The sequence below is a fragment of the Allorhizobium pseudoryzae genome, from assembly GCF_011046245.1.
Lineage (GTDB): Bacteria > Pseudomonadota > Alphaproteobacteria > Rhizobiales > Rhizobiaceae > Neorhizobium > Neorhizobium pseudoryzae.
The window spans coordinates 60,319-75,547 of sequence record NZ_CP049241.1 but is presented as its reverse complement, the minus strand read 5'-3'; the positions used below and the strand labels follow the sequence as shown (position 1 = coordinate 75,547).

At 62.4% G+C, this 15,229-nt stretch carries 16 protein-coding genes; 10 read left to right on the top strand and 6 right to left on the bottom strand.

The genetic code is table 11. The features are described from left to right. Window positions 1-53: 53 nt before the first annotated feature. The 3 genes from G6N78_RS00430 to G6N78_RS00425 all read right to left on the bottom strand — a co-directional run bounded on the left by G6N78_RS00430 (window position 54) and on the right by G6N78_RS00425 (window position 2,639). On the bottom strand, window positions 54-2,159 hold the full coding sequence (locus tag G6N78_RS00430; RefSeq protein WP_165214405.1) for a S9 family peptidase: 2,106 nt from the start codon (window positions 2,157-2,159) through the stop codon (window positions 54-56). An 88-nt stretch (window positions 2,160-2,247) separates the two neighbouring features. Continuing rightward, window positions 2,248-2,370 carry a hypothetical protein gene (locus tag G6N78_RS25910; protein ID WP_272955619.1) on the bottom strand — a complete coding sequence of 41 codons (123 nt, stop codon included), beginning with the start codon at window positions 2,368-2,370 and terminating at the stop codon, window positions 2,248-2,250. Beyond that, on the bottom strand, window positions 2,367-2,639 hold the full coding sequence (locus tag G6N78_RS00425) for a hypothetical protein (protein WP_165214403.1): 273 nt from the start codon (window positions 2,637-2,639) through the stop codon (window positions 2,367-2,369). The genes G6N78_RS25910 and G6N78_RS00425 overlap by 4 nt, the downstream gene beginning before the upstream one ends. A 133-nt stretch (window positions 2,640-2,772) precedes the next feature. Between G6N78_RS00425 and G6N78_RS00420 the strand changes: the two genes are divergently transcribed. Next, window positions 2,773-3,168: a DUF930 domain-containing protein gene (locus G6N78_RS00420; protein WP_165214394.1), complete on the top strand. Its 396-nt coding sequence runs from the start codon at window positions 2,773-2,775 to the stop codon at window positions 3,166-3,168. A 33-nt stretch (window positions 3,169-3,201) separates the two neighbouring features. Here G6N78_RS00420 and G6N78_RS00415 read toward each other — a convergent pair whose 3' ends face one another. Together G6N78_RS00415 and G6N78_RS00410 are read right to left on the bottom strand one after the other, a co-directional pair. Beyond that, the gene (locus G6N78_RS00415) at window positions 3,202-4,353 is read right to left on the bottom strand and encodes an AI-2E family transporter (protein ID WP_165214392.1); all 1,152 of its coding nucleotides are present in this window, start codon (window positions 4,351-4,353) and stop codon (window positions 3,202-3,204) included. A 71-nt stretch (window positions 4,354-4,424) separates the two neighbouring features. After that, the gene (locus G6N78_RS00410) at window positions 4,425-5,291 is read right to left on the bottom strand and encodes a VOC family protein (RefSeq protein WP_165214390.1); all 867 of its coding nucleotides are present in this window, start codon (window positions 5,289-5,291) and stop codon (window positions 4,425-4,427) included. 203 nt (window positions 5,292-5,494) lie between these two features. Between G6N78_RS00410 and G6N78_RS00405 the strand changes: the two genes are divergently transcribed. The 3 genes from G6N78_RS00405 to trhA all read left to right on the top strand — a co-directional run bounded on the left by G6N78_RS00405 (window position 5,495) and on the right by trhA (window position 7,133). Further along, window positions 5,495-5,905: a universal stress protein gene (locus tag G6N78_RS00405; protein ID WP_165214388.1), complete on the top strand. Its 411-nt coding sequence runs from the start codon at window positions 5,495-5,497 to the stop codon at window positions 5,903-5,905. 23 nt (window positions 5,906-5,928) lie between these two features. Next, window positions 5,929-6,258 carry a TraR/DksA family transcriptional regulator gene (locus G6N78_RS00400; protein ID WP_165214386.1) on the top strand — a complete coding sequence of 110 codons (330 nt, stop codon included), beginning with the start codon at window positions 5,929-5,931 and terminating at the stop codon, window positions 6,256-6,258. Window positions 6,259-6,467: 209 nt separating this feature from the next. Next, a complete protein-coding gene (gene trhA / locus G6N78_RS00395) occupies window positions 6,468-7,133 on the top strand; it encodes a PAQR family membrane homeostasis protein TrhA (protein ID WP_165214384.1) in 666 nt (221 codons plus the stop codon). Between the two features lie 18 nt (window positions 7,134-7,151). On the opposite strand, the gene G6N78_RS00390 is transcribed toward trhA, so the two are convergent. Beyond that, complete coding sequence (locus G6N78_RS00390; RefSeq protein ID WP_165214382.1) at window positions 7,152-7,430, bottom strand: hypothetical protein; 279 nt, start codon at window positions 7,428-7,430, stop codon at window positions 7,152-7,154. Window positions 7,431-7,544: 114 nt separating this feature from the next. Between G6N78_RS00390 and G6N78_RS00385 the strand changes: the two genes are divergently transcribed. The 6 genes from G6N78_RS00385 to G6N78_RS00360 all read left to right on the top strand — a co-directional run bounded on the left by G6N78_RS00385 (window position 7,545) and on the right by G6N78_RS00360 (window position 15,201). Further along, window positions 7,545-10,493 carry a class I SAM-dependent methyltransferase gene (locus G6N78_RS00385; RefSeq protein ID WP_165214380.1) on the top strand — a complete coding sequence of 983 codons (2,949 nt, stop codon included), beginning with the start codon at window positions 7,545-7,547 and terminating at the stop codon, window positions 10,491-10,493. A 120-nt stretch (window positions 10,494-10,613) separates the two neighbouring features. Further along, window positions 10,614-11,063 (top strand): nuclear transport factor 2 family protein, encoded by a 450-nt coding sequence (locus G6N78_RS00380; protein WP_165214378.1) that lies wholly within the window; start codon window positions 10,614-10,616, stop codon window positions 11,061-11,063. Between the two features lie 146 nt (window positions 11,064-11,209). Next, entirely contained in the window at window positions 11,210-11,497 is a 288-nt protein-coding gene (locus G6N78_RS25680) for a helix-hairpin-helix domain-containing protein (protein WP_206531586.1), read from the top strand. Between the two features lie 95 nt (window positions 11,498-11,592). Beyond that, window positions 11,593-12,093 carry a GNAT family N-acetyltransferase gene (locus tag G6N78_RS00370; RefSeq protein WP_165214376.1) on the top strand — a complete coding sequence of 167 codons (501 nt, stop codon included), beginning with the start codon at window positions 11,593-11,595 and terminating at the stop codon, window positions 12,091-12,093. A 217-nt stretch (window positions 12,094-12,310) separates the two neighbouring features. Continuing rightward, window positions 12,311-14,017: a vanadium-dependent haloperoxidase gene (locus G6N78_RS00365; RefSeq protein WP_165214374.1), complete on the top strand. Its 1,707-nt coding sequence runs from the start codon at window positions 12,311-12,313 to the stop codon at window positions 14,015-14,017. A 107-nt stretch (window positions 14,018-14,124) separates the two neighbouring features. After that, window positions 14,125-15,201: an ISAs1 family transposase gene (locus G6N78_RS00360; RefSeq protein WP_165214372.1), complete on the top strand. Its 1,077-nt coding sequence runs from the start codon at window positions 14,125-14,127 to the stop codon at window positions 15,199-15,201. Window positions 15,202-15,229: the final 28 nt, after the last annotated feature.

Genomic DNA, 15,229 nt, shown 5'->3' with positions numbered 1-15,229 from the left:
GCTCAAAAGAGAATATGATGCTGGTCGCCGAACTTGTCAACAAACGCGCCGCCTCACATCTTCCCCGCCACCTTGATCGCGAACGCATATTCGAAGGCGATTTCCTCCAGCCGCTGGAAGCGGCCGGACTTGCCGCCGTGGCCGGCGGCCATGTTGGTCTTCAGGAGATAGGGACCTGCCTCAGGTGCCGTGTCGCGCAACCGGGCGATCCACTTGGTTGGCTCCCAGTAGGTGACGCGCGGGTCGGTGAGGCCGGAGATGGCGAGAATCGGCGGATAGGGTTTGTCGCCGACATTGTCATAGGGCGAATAGGCGGCGATCCAGCGATATTCCTCTTCCGACTCGAGCGGATTGCCCCATTCCGGCCATTCCGGCGGGGTGAGCGGCAGGGTATCGTCCAGCATGGTGTTCAAGACGTCGACAAACGGCACCGCGGCGATGATGCCGGCAAACTTTTCCGGCGCCATGTTGGCGATCGCCCCCATCAGCATCCCGCCGGCAGACCCGCCCTCGGCAATGATGTTGTCGTAGGAGGTGACCCCTTCCTTCACCAGATGGTCGGCGGCGGCGATGAAGTCCTTGAAGGTGTTTTGCTTGCCTTCCATCTTGCCGTCTTCGTACCAGGCAAAACCCTTGTCCTTGCCGCCGCGGACATGGGCGATGGCGTACACAAAACCGCGATCGGCGAGCGACAGCGTATTGGTGGAAAACGAGGCGGGGATCGTCACGCCATAGGCGCCGTAACCGTAGAGCAGGCAGGGCGCCGAGCCGTCGAGCTTGGTGTCGCGGCGGTAGAGCAGCGAGACCGGCACCAGTTCGCCGTCCTGCGCGGGCGCCATCACCCGGCGCGTCACGTAGTCGTCCGGGTTATGGCCGGAGGGCACTTCCTGCGTCTTCAACAGCACCCGTTCGCGCGTCGCCATGTTGTAGTCGAAGAGCTGGCTCGGCGTCGTCATCGAGGAATAGGAGAAGCGGATGACGTCGGTGTCATATTCCGCCGCCCCCTGAAGCCCCAGCGAATAGGCCTCTTCGGCAAAGGCGATCGCATGTTGCTCGCCGCTTGCGCGGTCCATGATCACGATGCGCGGCAGGCCCTCGCGGCGTTCCAGCCAGATCAGATGGCGCGCATAGGCGGCATGCGAGAGGATGAGACGGCCCGGCTCGTGCGGCACCACGTCCACCCAATTCGCCTTGCCCGGGCGATCGAAGGGAGCGGCCATGATCTTGAAATCCTTGGCGCCGCCATCATTGGTCAGGATGTAGAAGATATCGCCGCCCTCGGTCATGGAATATTCCACGCCCTCTTCGCGCTCCGCTACCAGTTTAGGTTCGGCGGTCAGGTCCCTGGTCGAGAGGATGCGGTATTCTGAGGTCTCGTGGTCGTGGATGTCGATATAGATCACGTCGTCCAGCAGCGAGCCGCCGACACCCATGAAGAAGCCCGGGTCCTTCTCCTCGTAGACCAGCCGGTCGGCCGATTGCGGCTGACCGACAATGTGGTGGAAGACTTTGGACGGGCGGTGGTTTTCGTCCTGCAGCGTGTAGAAGAAACTCTTGCCGTCCGGCGCCCAGACGCCGCCGCCGGCGGTGTTCTCGATCACGTCGGAAAGATCCTCACCGGTTTCGAGATTGCGCACGCGAAGGGTGAAATATTCCGAGCCCTTGTCGTCATAACCCCAGATGCCGTGGCTGTGGTCGCTGCAATGGTCGATTCCGGCAAGCCGGAAATAGTCCTTGCCCTCGGCTTCCCGGTCGCCGTCGAGCAGGAGGTGTCTGTCGCCGCCGTCGCGCGGGGTGCGGAAATAATGCGCCTGCTCGCCGCCGGTGACGAACAGCGTGCCATAGGCAAACGCGCCGTCCTTCACCGGAACGGAGCTGTCATCCTCCTTGATGCGCCCCTTCATTTCGGCAAACAGGGCCTTCTGCAGGTCGGCCGTGTCACCAAGGGCGGCTTCCATGTAGGCGTTTTCCGCCTCCAGATGCGCCCGGATCTCCGGATCGAGGATCGACGGGTCCTTGAACATTGCCTGCCAGTTGTCGGCGCGCAGCCAGGCGTAATCATCCGTGCGGGTTATCCCGTGGCGGGTATCGCTGAAGGCAACCTTCTTGGCGTTCGGTGGGGTAGGGAGGTTCTGGAAAACGGCTTTGGTTCGGGCCAAGGGTGAACTCCGGCATCAGGGGAAGGAGTGCCAGAGATAGGCCGGGGCGCGGGCGAGAACAAGCCCGGTCGGAGGGGGATGCCGGTGCCTACTTCTCTTTCGACCGCTGGCCGGGCAGCACGCCATCGCGCCAGCTCTGCCAGTAGACAAAGCCAATGGCCATCGCGACTCCAATCACGGGCAGGGAAATCAGGATGATGGTCTCGATCACTGGCTTAATCCTTTCAGGATCACGCTGCCGACCCAATGTAATGCGATGCCCAGGACAAAGCAACCAAGCGGAGTGAGAGCCAACCAAATGGGGCTGATCTCCGCGCTCATATCGCCGTAGATCATCCGCGTGACCGGCGTGAACACCCCGATCAGCATCACCCCGATGCCGATCCCGTTCAAAAAGGTTGCGCGCAGCTTCACCTGCTCCTTGCGCGCGTCCGACAGAGGCCGAGGTGCGGCGGTTGCCTCGCCGTCGCCGATCGTCATGGTGCGTGCCTCATCCGCATGCCGTCCCCCGAGCCGTGATCACATTTCATCCTATTCCCGCAATGGTAGGTGGTCAATTTGATACACCTCCCCTAGTTTCCGCCCCGTCCGAGTCACATTGGATGGACATGACATGACACTGAGACCTTCGACCGCCGCCGCCTGCCTTGCGCTGATGGCGGCTTTTCCCGCCCATGCGCTCGACAGCAGCATCGTTCAGCAGCTCGACCGCCTGACGCCCGAGGAGCGGCGCGAGCAGCGTTGCGACATCGAGGCCATGCGCCGCATTGCCAAGCAGGAGGGGGATTTCCGCCCCGACAAGGTGATTGCCTACACCTTTGGCGATACCGTGGAAGCGGGCGATCTCTTCAAGGCACCGGGCGCCGTCTTTCGCAGCAAGGGCGAATGGTACCGGCTGAAATACAAGTGCAAGACGGCCGAGGACGGCCTGACGATCCAGTCCTTCGACTACAAGGTTGGCACCAAGGTGCCGCGCGACGAGTGGTCGGAATATTATCTCTACGAATGACGACAAACGTCCCGGCTCTCGAAGCCGGGACCTTCATCCCGGCAGTTGCGGCATCGTCCGGCGCTCGGGGAAAAGCTCCTGCGCAATCGTCATGACGATCAGCGACAAAGGCAGCGCCAGCATCGCGCCGACCGCCCCCCACATCCAGGTCCAGAACAGGATGGCGATGAAGACGAGGAAGGGGTTGATCTCCCACTGCCGCCCCATCACCGCGGGAAACAAAAGGTTCTCCATGATCAGGTGAACGAGGAAGAAGACGGTTGCCGGCAAAAGCGCGATCAGGAGCGCATCGTGGGTCAGGACACCGGCCACCGCGACGGAAAACGTCATCAGCGTGATCCCGAGGAAAGGAATGAAGCTGGAGAGAAAGGCGAAAACGCCCCAGAGCACCGGCATCGGCAGCCCGCCCAGATAGGCGATCACCGCCATGATCACGCCGAGCCCCAGATACATCAGGCTGGCGGTGGCGAAATAATAGCCGAGCACTTCCTCGATCGCATTCATGATGCGGATCGACAGCAGGCGCTGGCGGCGGCTCGGAAAGGCCATGATCAGGGTGCGGCGCAGCCGCAGCCGGCCATAGAGGAACAGCAGCAGGCCGGCAAAGAAGATGAGGCCCTGCACGATCGCCGGCGTCAGGCTGCCGGATAGAACGCTGAGCACGCTCCCGCTGTTTTCAACGAGCTTCTCCATCGTCATCGGCGCCGCCTCGAAGGTGGAGGGGCTGATGTTCAGCCAGTGATGGCGTTCGAGAAACGGCGTCACCTTTCCGACGATCTGCTCCAGCACGCGCGGTCCGTCATTGACCAGCATCGCCAAGGGCTCGGCGAGCGCATTGATCAGCAGGAAGACGGCCAGCATGACGAGCGAGGAGAGGATGATCGCGATGCCGAAGCGCGGAATGCCGATCTCGCCCATCCGGTCGGCCACCATGCCCAGAATCATGCCGACGACGAGCGCCAGCGTCAGCGGCTTCAACAGCAGGCCGAGCTGTTCGACGATGGCCATGCTGGCGATCAGGAACAGGCCAATGACGGCCCAGGCCTTGGCGACTTCCAGCGCCTCGCGGCCCAGCGGCAAAAACTCGGTCGCGTCGCCATACACGGCCACTTCGTCCTGCCGCGCCGCCTCGTGTTCGATGGTGCGGCGTTTGCTGCGCAGGGTGCGGGCGCTGGTGGTGGACATGAAAGGTTGTTCTCCTGATCGACGCCATCAACGTGCCAGAAGACAGAGGGTTCCAAGCCCGCCAGCAGGCCTTAAGCGAGGAGCGTCAGGCCCATGCCCCAGGGGTCGCGCAGCGACCATCCCTCGCTTGTGCGGGTGGTCGCGATCTCCTGTCGGTCGAGAGCGGCCAGTGCTGCCTGAAGGTCGCCTTCGGCGTTGAATTTCAGCCGGTAATCGGCAAGACCGGTCATGCCGGTCTGGCGGGCCTGCGCCCCGCGGCTGTTCCAGATATTGGCGGCGACATGGTGATGATAACCGCCCGTCGCAAAAAAGCTCGCGCCCGGATACCGCGCCATCACCTTCAGCCCCAGCACATCGCGGAAGAAGGCATCCGCCTGCGCAACCTCGCCCACCTGCAGATGGATGTGGCCGAGTGCCGTCCCCTCTGCCATGCCTTCGAACCGCTGCTTGGGCGCGCTGTCATAGAGCGCCTGCAGGTTAAGCCGCTCGGTCGCCATCTCCACGGTCCCGTCGTCGTGATAGGTCCACTCGGAAGGCTGCCGGTCGCGGTAGATCTCGATGCCGTTGCCTTCCGGATCGGAGAGGTAGATCGCCTCGCTGACGAGGTGATCGGACGCGCCGTCGAGCTGGACACCGGCATGCACGGCATGCGCCAGCCAGGCGGCCAGCGCCGGCCGGTCCGGCACCAGGAAGGCGTTGTGAAACAGACCCGCGGCACGGCGCGGTGCCCGCGAGACGGTGGTGCCGGTCGTGAGCGTCAGAAGCGGCACGCCCGCGACGCCAAGCACCACGCCGCTGAGAGCGCTTTCCAGCACCGACAATCCGATGATCTCGCGGTAGAACCGCACCACCCGGTCGAGATCCTGCACCACGAGGTGAGCCGAGGCGACATGGGCGGGCCGTGTCAGCGCAAAGGCGGGGGAAGGGGTGTCTGCCATCATCTCAGCTTTCGGTGAACAGGGGTTAACGTCCATATAGGCGTGCGCGCGCGTTCAACAAAGCTGTCGAAACGGCGAAACAATGTTCGCAATTCTGAAACAATCTCGCGGCGGCCGGATCGCAACGGGAATTTGACTTCCCTCAAGGCGCCGCCACCGCAACGGGTGAAGAGTGGCCCCATCAGCACATTGGGAGCCAGATCATGTACAAGTGCATCACCGTTGCCGTCGATATTGCCCAGTTGGATAAGGGAGAGCGCCTGCTTGCCAAGGCGGCGAGCCTTCTCGATACGGAAGGCAGGCTCGTCATCGTCAATGTCGTCGAGGAGGTGCCGGGCTATCTCACCATCGACATCCCGATGGATCTGATGGGCCAGGCGCGGGCCGATGCCAACGCCAAGCTTGGCGCCCTGCGCGACAAGCTCGCGGTTGATGCGACGATCGAGATCCGCCAGGGCGGTCCGGCGCACGAAATCCTCGCCGCCGCCGAAGCCAACAAGGCCGATCTCATCATGCTCGCTTCGCATGTGCCGGATTTCTCCAATTATTTCATCGGCGCCACCGCCGACCGTGTGGTGCGCCATGCCAAGTGCTCGGTCCTGGTGGATCGTTGAGGGCAAGGCCAGGGAGACGCGCCATGCAGCAAACCATTGATGTCGGCCATTACGCCAGGATCCTTAACGCCCGGCGCGCCGAACTCACCACGCGCCTGGAACGCATCGAGACCGATCTCGACCAGCCGCGCAATGCAGATGACGACGACCGCGCCATCGAACGCAACAATGACGAGGTGCTGGAAAGCCTGGGCGGGGCCGGACAGAAGGAACTCGTGGCGATCGAGGCGGCGCTGGAGCGCATTGCCCACGGCACCTATGGCGATTGCGCCAAATGCGGCGAACCGATTGCAAAGGAACGGCTGGACGCCGTGCCGCATGCCGCACTCTGTGCCGATTGCGCCTCGTCTTGAACCGTCTCCGGTCCCTCCTTGCCTGTCGCCCTGGCCCGGTGGCCGCGACAGGCAAGGACTTGCCGGTGGCCGTTGAACGATCCTTAAACGATCACAATGCAATGTGATGGGAGAAGTGCCGGCTCAAAGGTTGCGTCTTGCTCCCCCAGACGGCATTCTTGCAGCCAATGAAACCGTCTCCGCCGACCTTTTGCATTGAGTGATCTCGCATGACCGACCTGTTCCGCTTCGGCAGGACCTATGATTTCCACGAGATCGTCGCCGATGGCGTCATCCACGGCATTGGCATCGTGTTGGCGCTGATCGGCGTGACCGCGCTTATTGTCTATGCCACCATCTTTTCGAGCCATGGGGAATTGGCTGCCGCCTGGGTCTATGGCATCGGGCTGGTGCTTTGTCTCGCCACCTCGTTCACCTACAACATCTGGCCGCATTCGAAGACGAAATGGATCTTGCGCCGTTTCGACCATTCGGCGATCTACGTTCTGATCGCGGCGACCTACACGCCCTTCCTGCAGCGCGGTGCCTCCGACCCGATGATTCTGTCGATGCTGGTCTTCGTCTGGGCCATGGCGGTGATCGGGATTACGCTGAAATGCCTGTTTCCCGGCCGCTACGATCGTCTCGCCATCCTGCTTTATCTCGGCATGGGCTGGAGCGGCGTCGTGGTGGTGCCGCATCTCTCCGAACTTTTGCCGTCAATCACCCTCTGGCTGATCGTCATCGGCGGCATCATCTATTCGCTCGGCGTCATCTTCCACGTCTGGGAACGCCTGCGCTTCCAGAACGCCATCTGGCACGGCTTCGTCATCGCCGCCGCCGCCGTGCATTATTCGGCCGTGATGACCTGTTTCAGCCTGTCGGGCGGGGTGTGAGTTAACCGATTTCGTGGATCAGTCTGACGCAAACTGCGTTGCGTGCAGCCGCTCCATCTCGCGGTCGAATCGTGCCCACAGCGCCACGCCTTCCTCGCCCAGCATGTCGCTGCCGCGCTGGAAGCGGTTTTCCTCGTGAACCGCGTCGAGCGGGTCCCGCCAGGGAAAAGTCGCCGTTGCCTCAAGCGTCGCGATTGTCGCTTCCAGCTTATCACGGAGTTCCTGGCGCTGTTGTTCCGACAGCGTATTGCGTTCAGCGGTGTCTTGGGCGAATAAGTCTGCTTGTATCGGGCGCATGATGTCGTCAATTTACGCCTTCGCTTCCGTCCCGGCAATGACGCGGAAGTGGAAAAAGGGGGGATAATGGCGAACAACTGGCGCAGAGACAGACTTCCGGACATCGTTCGCTCCATGGCGTCAAGGCCAAGGCACGAGGCCCTGCGCGGGCTTGTTACGGATCTGCTGCGCGATGGTTTTGGCGCCCGGTTCAGCGAACTGGAGCACGAACGATATCTCGTCGATAACAGCGGTCGCATCGACGTGGCCTGGGGCGCCACGGTGATCGAGTTGAAAAGCGACCTTCGGCGCGAAGAGCGCGATGTCGTCGCGCGCATGCCCGATTATCTGGCGGATGCGGCCCGCAGCAGCGGACCTGGCCGCACGACGGTTGGCCTTGCCACCGATGGCGCAACGCTGATCGCCTACCGGCTCGATCGCGGCGCCCTGTCGCAGATCGGTCGCTACGAAGTCGATGTCCAGCATCCGGACCGGCTGCTGAGCTGGCTTGAGCCGCTTTTGTCTCCTGTTCCCGAGGCGATGCCCACCCCGATTGCCGTCGCGCTCGCGTTCGGTCGCTACAGCCTGGCTTTCGGCCGCGCCCATGGAGAGCTTCAGCGCCTGTGGGCGGAAGTCGGCGCCAATCCTGAAGTGCGGCTGAAGCGCGACCTGTGGGATGGCCTGTTGCGTCAGGTCTACGGCGATGACGTCGGCAGTGATGCGCTGTTTCTCCAGCACACCTATCTGACGATCCTGGTGAAGGCGATCGCCGCGCGTGTGCTTGATTTGGAAATCGACGATCCGGCAGAGATGCTGTCGGGCCGGCTTTTGGCCAACGAAGGCATTGTCGGCGCCGTCGAGGCGGATTTCTTCGACTGGCCGCTGCTTGCGGCAGGCGGCGATGAACTGGTGCGCACGCTGGCGGCCGAGACGCGGCGTTTTCGCCTGCGCGATGTCGAAGTCGATGTTCTGAAAAGCCTTTACGAAAGCCTGATCGATCCCGACGAACGCCATGATCTCGGCGAATATTACACGCCGGACTGGCTGGCGGCGCGCGTCGTTTCGGCGGCTATCTCGCGCCCGCTGGAGCAACGGGTGCTCGACCCGTCCTGCGGATCAGGCACTTTTCTGTTCCACGCGCTGCGCCGGCTGATTGCGACGGGCCGGGAGGAAGGCCTGCCGCCCGCCGAGATTGTCGCCGCCTGCGCCGACCGTGTCTTCGGCATCGACGTGCATCCCGTCGCGGTGGCACTCGCGCGCGTCACCTGGCTCCTGGCGCTTGGCGATCTGGTGCAGGACCGACCGCCGGTGCTGACCGTGCCGGTCTATATGGGCGATTCCATGCAGTGGAACCTCCGGCCGCTTGGAACCTCCGCTGAAGTGCTGGTCGATGTGCCGCCCAATGATCCGCCCTTGCGGATTCCCGCCGGTCTTGCGAGCGATCTCGGCTTGTTCGAGCAGGCGCTGGACGAGCTGAACCGCGGGCTCAATACGCTGGCCGAGCCGGAAGCGGTGCGCGATGCGATTGCCCGCGCCGGCGCCATGGCGGAAGATGCCGCCATGCTGGGCCGCACCTTTGCTCAGCTGAAGCAGCTCTTTCTCGATGGTCGCAACCACATCTGGACCTTTGTCCTGCGCAACCTTCTGCGGCCGGTCTGGCTGTCGCATCCGGACCATCGCGCCGATGTGCTGATCGGCAATCCACCCTGGATCGTCTATCGCCACCTGAGTGCGGAGATGAAGGACCGCCTGCGCGAAGCGCTGCAAAGCTATGGGCTCTGGGTCGGCGGACCTCTCGCCACGCATCAGGATATGTTCGCCCTGTTCTGGGCGCGCGGCGCCGAACGTTATCTCAGCGAAGGCGGACGCCTGGCGCTGGTCCTGCCCTATGCGGCGCTCAACGCGCCGGTCTTCGCCGGCATGCGCAATGGCGGTCTGCAGCGCGTCAAGGTGGCGGTCACGGGCGCCTGGGGGCTGGAACGGGTCTGGCCGATCTTCGGGGCACAGTCCGGCAGCAGCACGACCAGCACCTGCGTTCTGTTTGGCGAGCGCGATAGCGACGCGCCATTACCGGCAGAGTTTGATCGTTGGGTGGGTATTCTCAAACGACGGGACGCCACCGAGCCGGAGGCGGCGGAGGCTCTCCAGCATATCAATGCAGCATGGCCAAGACCCCGAACACTGATTGCCGCTTCGCCCTACCGGGCGCGGTTCCGACAGGGTGCGACGCTGACGCCGCGCCGGTTCTTTATCGTGGAGACGGCCAACACAGGACGCCTTGGCAGCCGTCGTGACGCACCGCGCGTGCGGGGCCGCATCGGCAATCTCGACAAAAAGCCCTGGACGGATGTGACGCCGCCGGAGGGGCCGATCGAGCGCCAGTTCCTGCGCCGCATCGCACTTGGCGAATCCGTTGCGCCCTACCGGATCCTTGATCTCGTGACGGGTGTGGTGCCGATGGAGGATGGCACGATCCTGACGGCCGCCAGCGCGGACGGGCGTGGATATCGCGGTCTGTCTGGTTGGCTTCGCGATGCTGAAGGGAAATGGAACGAACACAGCAATAAGGACGGCAAGGGCCATGCTCGCATGTCCCTTGCTGAGCGTCTGGATGCGATGGGAATGCTTCGTGCCCAATCGAGTCGGACGTCCATACGAGTTCTCTATACAAAAGCAGGAACGCGACTAAGTGCCTGCTGGATAAAGGAAGACGACGTCATTATCGATCATAAGGCCTATTGGTCAGCCGCACACTCGCTCGAAGAAGCCGCCTACATCACAGCGATCCTGAACACGAAGGTCGTCCTCGATCGCGTGAAGGACCTGCAGCCGGTCGGTCAAAGAGACCCGCGTGATTTCGACAACCTCGTCTGGACCCTCCCCATCCCGGAATATGATCCGACGGAAGCCCTGCACGTCGATCTCGCGGCGGCGGCTTTGCATGCGCACGCCGTCGCCGCGCGGGTGACGCTGCCGGACGAGGCTTATTTCACCACCAAGCGCGGCTTGATCCGCGAGGCTCTGGTGGCCGATGGTGTGGCGGAAACCATCGAACGCCTGGTGGATGCCCTGCTGCCGCTTTGATCAGCGCTCCGGCCGGTCCATCGATCAGCGTCCGGGAGAGGCCGCCCCTCGAAAAACAATCCGGGAACACTCGTCTACCCTTTCGGTTGGTCACACAGCACCCATTAGAAAGGAAAACCCATGGCGAAGCTTGCGGATGAATTTGTCGAGGCGTTGAAGCGGCTGGAACGGAAGGGCGAGGTCGAGGCCGTTCTCGCGCTGTTCCACGAGGATGCGATCGTGTCCAACCCGATCCTGTCGGGCGAGGGGAAGGGCGGTGATGAGCCCGCCCGCTTCTGGCGCGATTATCATGCAAGCTTCGATGAGATCACCTCCGAGTTCCGTGCCGTGGCCGAAGAGGCCGGCACCGCCTTCCTCGAATGGGAAAGCCGGGGTCAGATCGATGGCAAGCCCTTCCGGTATGGCGGCGTCTCGGTGCTGGAGGAAAAGGACGGCAAGATCACCGCCTTCCGCACCTATTTCGATCCGAGCCAGCTGCCCGCGGTCGACCGGACGACCGATGACCGAAGCGAGCTCGACCGCGCCCAGGAGGAACTGGCCGAACAGCGGGCAGAGGGCGGGTACTCCTGAGGCTTTGCCGTGGAGGTAACGGGCGGGGGCTTGGCGGCAAGGCCGCCCGAAAACTTCACGCTCCGATGCGGGAACTGCCGGCCTTTCCGGTTGTTCGTTTAGCCGGACCCGTCAACCCCTTCCCGCACTCATTGGCAGAACCCGCCATGCCCCTTGCTTCGCCAAAACCGCAGTCCCGATCGAAAGCCGGCAGCCAGACTGCCGGCGATCTCCTGAGCCACAGCCGCCTTCCACCGTGGATCGTCAAGGCACTGAAGGCCAACCGCATCCGTCGCCTCAGCCAGCTGGCAGACCTCACCGACCGCGACATGCTGCGGCTCGAGGGGATTGGCCAGCGCGCACTGGCACTGATCCGCGCCGAAATCGCCCGCAGCCCGGCCGGGCGGTCGCCGAGCGGCGGCGAGGCAGCGGCCCCCGGCGCGGTGGCACCCTGACGGGTCGCCGGGTAGCGGTGCTCACAAGAAGCCGCTTTACCCACGGCTTTCCCGTCTGCTATGGGAGACGAAAGTCAACTATAGTGGAATTCCCCATGGCCGCCGCCCTGACCATCCGCGATGCCGCGTCGAGCGATCTTCCCGCCATCCTGGACATCTATAATGATGCGGTGGCCAACACCACGGCGATCTGGAACGAGACGCTCGTCGATCTCGACAACCGCAAGGCCTGGCATCAGGCGCGCCTGGAGCGCGGCTTCCCGGTGCTGGTGGCGGAGGTGGAGGGGCGGATTGCCGGTTACGCCTCCTATGGCGACTGGCGCGCCTTCGAAGGCTTTCGCCACACGGTGGAACATTCCGTCTATATCGAGAAGGACCATCGCGGCGGCGGCATCGGCAAGGCGCTGATGCAGGCGCTGGTCGAACGCGCCCGAAAAGGCGGCATCCACGTCATGGTCGGCTGCATCGAATCCGGCAATACCGGTTCCATCCGCCTGCACCAGAGCCTCGGCTTTCGTGAGGTGGGGCGCTTTTCAGAGGTCGGCATCAAGTTCGGCCGCTGGCTGGATCTGACCTGCATGGAATTGAAGGTGTGAGTTTGGTTTTCCTTCCTCCGAAGTCCCCCTGACCGTCCGTCCGTGACCGTGGGACACGGCGGTTAGCCGCATCGTGGGTGGTGTTTGCGCAAACGTCGGTTGTGTTTTTGTAATTGTGCAACATACGTATTGATGTACCTCTAGATTGTGGTAATCTGCAAAACAACACATTCAGCAGACATTTTGGGTTGATGAGCAGAGTCCAGGGGGGGATGACATGCTGATGCTTCCGGCTGTGAATGAGGATGCCCGTTTAAACCGTGTTCCGGTTCTGTACTGGAACCATGTGGGGCTGGAGATGAATCGTGTCGTCCATAGTCTAGACGGTCCGCTAACCGGTCCCACGATGAGTTCAAGAGCGCTGGGTCTTCTGCATCTCGCCATGCATGATGCCTATTTCGGAGCTTTGGGGCAGAACTCGCCCTACCCGACATATCTGACAATGCTGCCCGCGACGGTCGATCCGGCCTGGGGGCCGGCAGAGGCAGAGCACGCGTTGGCTGGCGCCGCGACCAAGGTTCTCGACGCATTGTATGCGCGCAAGGCGAGTGCGATCTCCGATGCAACGCATGAAACACTCGTCGTGATGATGCGGGGCCTGATCGGCGCTTATCCGGGCGAGATTAATACTCTGCATTCGGCGTATGTATTTGGTGAAATGATCGGCGTAACGATCATCGGCAAACTCGGTGTGAAGCCGGGTGAGCCGGGCGCGGATGCCGGATATTATCGTCCGAGTAAGGGGCGCTACAAGTTCCGCGAGGATCCCGTCCATCCTGTCCGTCGGGCAGCACTTGATCCGGAACATCCCGAGCGTGGCAGCAAGCCCGTTCGGGCCTATCATGGCCCCCATTATGGGGATGTGCAGGCTTTTGCCGTGCATCATCCGCAGGATCATGTGCTCGCACCGCCACCGCGGGGTGAGCAGGCTTACATTGATGCATTGCGCGAAGTCGTTGCTTTGGGTGGTGCGCCTGGGACCCCCCATCTGACAAGAAAACCGGACCAGACGGTTGCCGCCTTTTTTTGGGCTTATGATGGGGCAAACCTGATCGGCAGCCCGCCGAGGCTCTACAACCAGATTGTCCGCAAGCTCTACCAGGACGGCGTGGCGGGTAACCTGACGCACGAGCAACTTATTCGCCTTTTTGCCCTTATCAACGTCGCCATGGCAGATGCCGGAAAATTTGCCTGGAAGGAAAAATACAAGTGGGAGCTCTGGCGGCCGCAAACCGGCATCCGCGAGCACGATACCGGCAGCGGGCCGGGGGCGATCGGCGGTATGGTGACGATTGATTCGGATGCGGATCCATTCTGGACTGCACTCGGCGCCCCGGATACAAACACCAATCGTCAGGCGTTCAAGCCACCATTTCCCGCCTATCCATCCGGCCATGCGACATTCGGGTCGGCTTGTTTCCAGATGGTGCGGCTGTTTGTCGGCAAAGCGGGCAACAAGAAGGACGGACAGGGCATAGACGATTTGGCATTCGACTTCGTGTCCGATGAGATGAACGGTGTCAGCCGTGATTTGGACGGCCCGTATGATCCCTCAGCGCCTCTGAGCGATCAGCCGGGCACCGTGCGTACGCGGGTCGTGCGGAAATTTGCTTCTCTGTGGGATGCAATTTTCGAGAACGGAATCAGCCGTGTCTATCTCGGGGTGCACTGGAATTTCGATGCATTTGACCCCGCCAATGTGCCGGCAGAAGGTCCGCGCTATGGTCGACCCGCGGTCCTCAACTATTCCAATGTTTGGCCCAATAGGGCAGAGGGGCTCCCTGTCGGTGGCATCCCGCTCGGCCTTGGCATCGCCAATGATATTTGGGACAGCGGCTTAAGGGAGCCACCAGCCGTCCAGAACATCACCGTTGACGTGTCCCAATCGATCGCGCTCAATATGACACCGACCCCAGCAAGATGAAAGTCGCGACCCGCCTCTTGGGGCAGGGGAATCGCATATGGCAGACAAGCTCTTGAAAGGATGTGGCAAATCGATTCCTCTCGGCTCCATCGCTGATGGAGGTTGTGATGGAAGGCTTTGCTTCGCTTTTTGGTTCGGTTCCAGACCCGCGGGCCGCCAATGTGCGTTACCCTTTGAACTCGGTCTTGTTCATCGGTCTGGCGGCGGTGCTGTGTGGTGCCGAGAGTTGTCAGGATATGGCCGACTTTGGCCTGTCCAAGCACAAGCTGCTCAAGACCGTCATGCCGCTGCCGTACGGGATTCCGAGCCATGATGTTTTCTCGAATGTTTTCAGGCACCTGGATCCGGTTGCCTTCGAGGAGGTGTTCGCCAGGTTCGCAGCCGCCTTCGCCCAGTCGATCTCCGGCGTCATCGCCATCGACGGCAAGGCGGTGCGCGGCGCCCACAAGCGCGGCGACAAGGCGACGCCGCTGCATCTGGTCAATATCTGGGCCGCCGACAACCGCATGGTCATCGGCCAGCAGCTTGCGCCAAACCGCAACGAGGTCAAGGGCGTGCTCGACGCGCTCGCCTGCCTGTCGCTTGAGGGCTGCATGGTCACCGCCGACGCGCTGCATTGCCGCGCCGACACGGCCAAAGCGATCCTGGCGACCGGTGCCGATTATGCGCTGGCGCTGAAGAGCAACCAGCCGGGACTGCTCAAGCAGGCCGGACATCTCATGGAGGCGGCTGACGATCCCGACCGTGCCGAAACCACGGATCCCAGGCTGCATGACCGGACCGAAACCCGCCGTGCAAGCATCGTCGAGGCGGACGGCATGGACTTCCCCGGCATCAAGGCGGTGGCCCGGCTGGAAAGCATCAGGATCGAGCCGGATGGCCGGCAAACCAGTCATATCCGGCACTTCCTGCTCTCCAGGCAGGTCTCCGCCACAGCCTTCCTGAAGATCGCCAGGGCGCACTGGACGATCGAGAACCAACTGCATTGGGTTCTCGATGTGGCCTTCTGCGAGGATGCGGCACGAAACCGCAAGGACCATGGGCCGCAAAACCTCTCGACACTCAGAAAACTCGCCCTCAACCTGATCCGCCAGCATCCCGACAAGGCATCCATAAGGCGCAAGATCAAGAAGGCCGGATGGGACGATGACTTCCTCATCTCCATGATCGCTCATATGCGATAGCCCTGCCTCTTGGGGGAGGAGGCGGGTC

Bases quoted from the DNA above. Each gene is read 5' to 3' on its own strand.
- G6N78_RS00390 (WP_165214382.1), bottom strand. From the start codon at position 7,430: ATGCGCCCGATACAAGCAGACTTATTCGCCCAAGACACCGCTGAACGC.
- G6N78_RS25680 (WP_206531586.1), top strand. From the start codon at position 11,210: ATGCCCCTTGCTTCGCCAAAACCGCAGTCCCGATCGAAAGCCGGCAGC.
- G6N78_RS00370 (WP_165214376.1), top strand. From the start codon at position 11,593: ATGGCCGCCGCCCTGACCATCCGCGATGCCGCGTCGAGCGATCTTCCC.
- G6N78_RS00400 (WP_165214386.1), top strand. From the start codon at position 5,929: ATGCAGCAAACCATTGATGTCGGCCATTACGCCAGGATCCTTAACGCC.
- G6N78_RS00360 (WP_165214372.1), top strand. From the start codon at position 14,125: ATGGAAGGCTTTGCTTCGCTTTTTGGTTCGGTTCCAGACCCGCGGGCC.
- G6N78_RS00415 (WP_165214392.1), bottom strand. From the start codon at position 4,353: ATGTCCACCACCAGCGCCCGCACCCTGCGCAGCAAACGCCGCACCATC.
- G6N78_RS00365 (WP_165214374.1), top strand. From the start codon at position 12,311: ATGCTGATGCTTCCGGCTGTGAATGAGGATGCCCGTTTAAACCGTGTT.
- G6N78_RS00405 (WP_165214388.1), top strand. From the start codon at position 5,495: ATGTACAAGTGCATCACCGTTGCCGTCGATATTGCCCAGTTGGATAAG.
- G6N78_RS00425 (WP_165214403.1), bottom strand. From the start codon at position 2,639: ATGACGATCGGCGACGGCGAGGCAACCGCCGCACCTCGGCCTCTGTCG.
- G6N78_RS00410 (WP_165214390.1), bottom strand. From the start codon at position 5,291: ATGGCAGACACCCCTTCCCCCGCCTTTGCGCTGACACGGCCCGCCCAT.
- G6N78_RS00385 (WP_165214380.1), top strand. From the start codon at position 7,545: ATGGCGTCAAGGCCAAGGCACGAGGCCCTGCGCGGGCTTGTTACGGAT.
- G6N78_RS00380 (WP_165214378.1), top strand. From the start codon at position 10,614: ATGGCGAAGCTTGCGGATGAATTTGTCGAGGCGTTGAAGCGGCTGGAA.
- trhA (WP_165214384.1), top strand. From the start codon at position 6,468: ATGACCGACCTGTTCCGCTTCGGCAGGACCTATGATTTCCACGAGATC.
- G6N78_RS00420 (WP_165214394.1), top strand. From the start codon at position 2,773: ATGACACTGAGACCTTCGACCGCCGCCGCCTGCCTTGCGCTGATGGCG.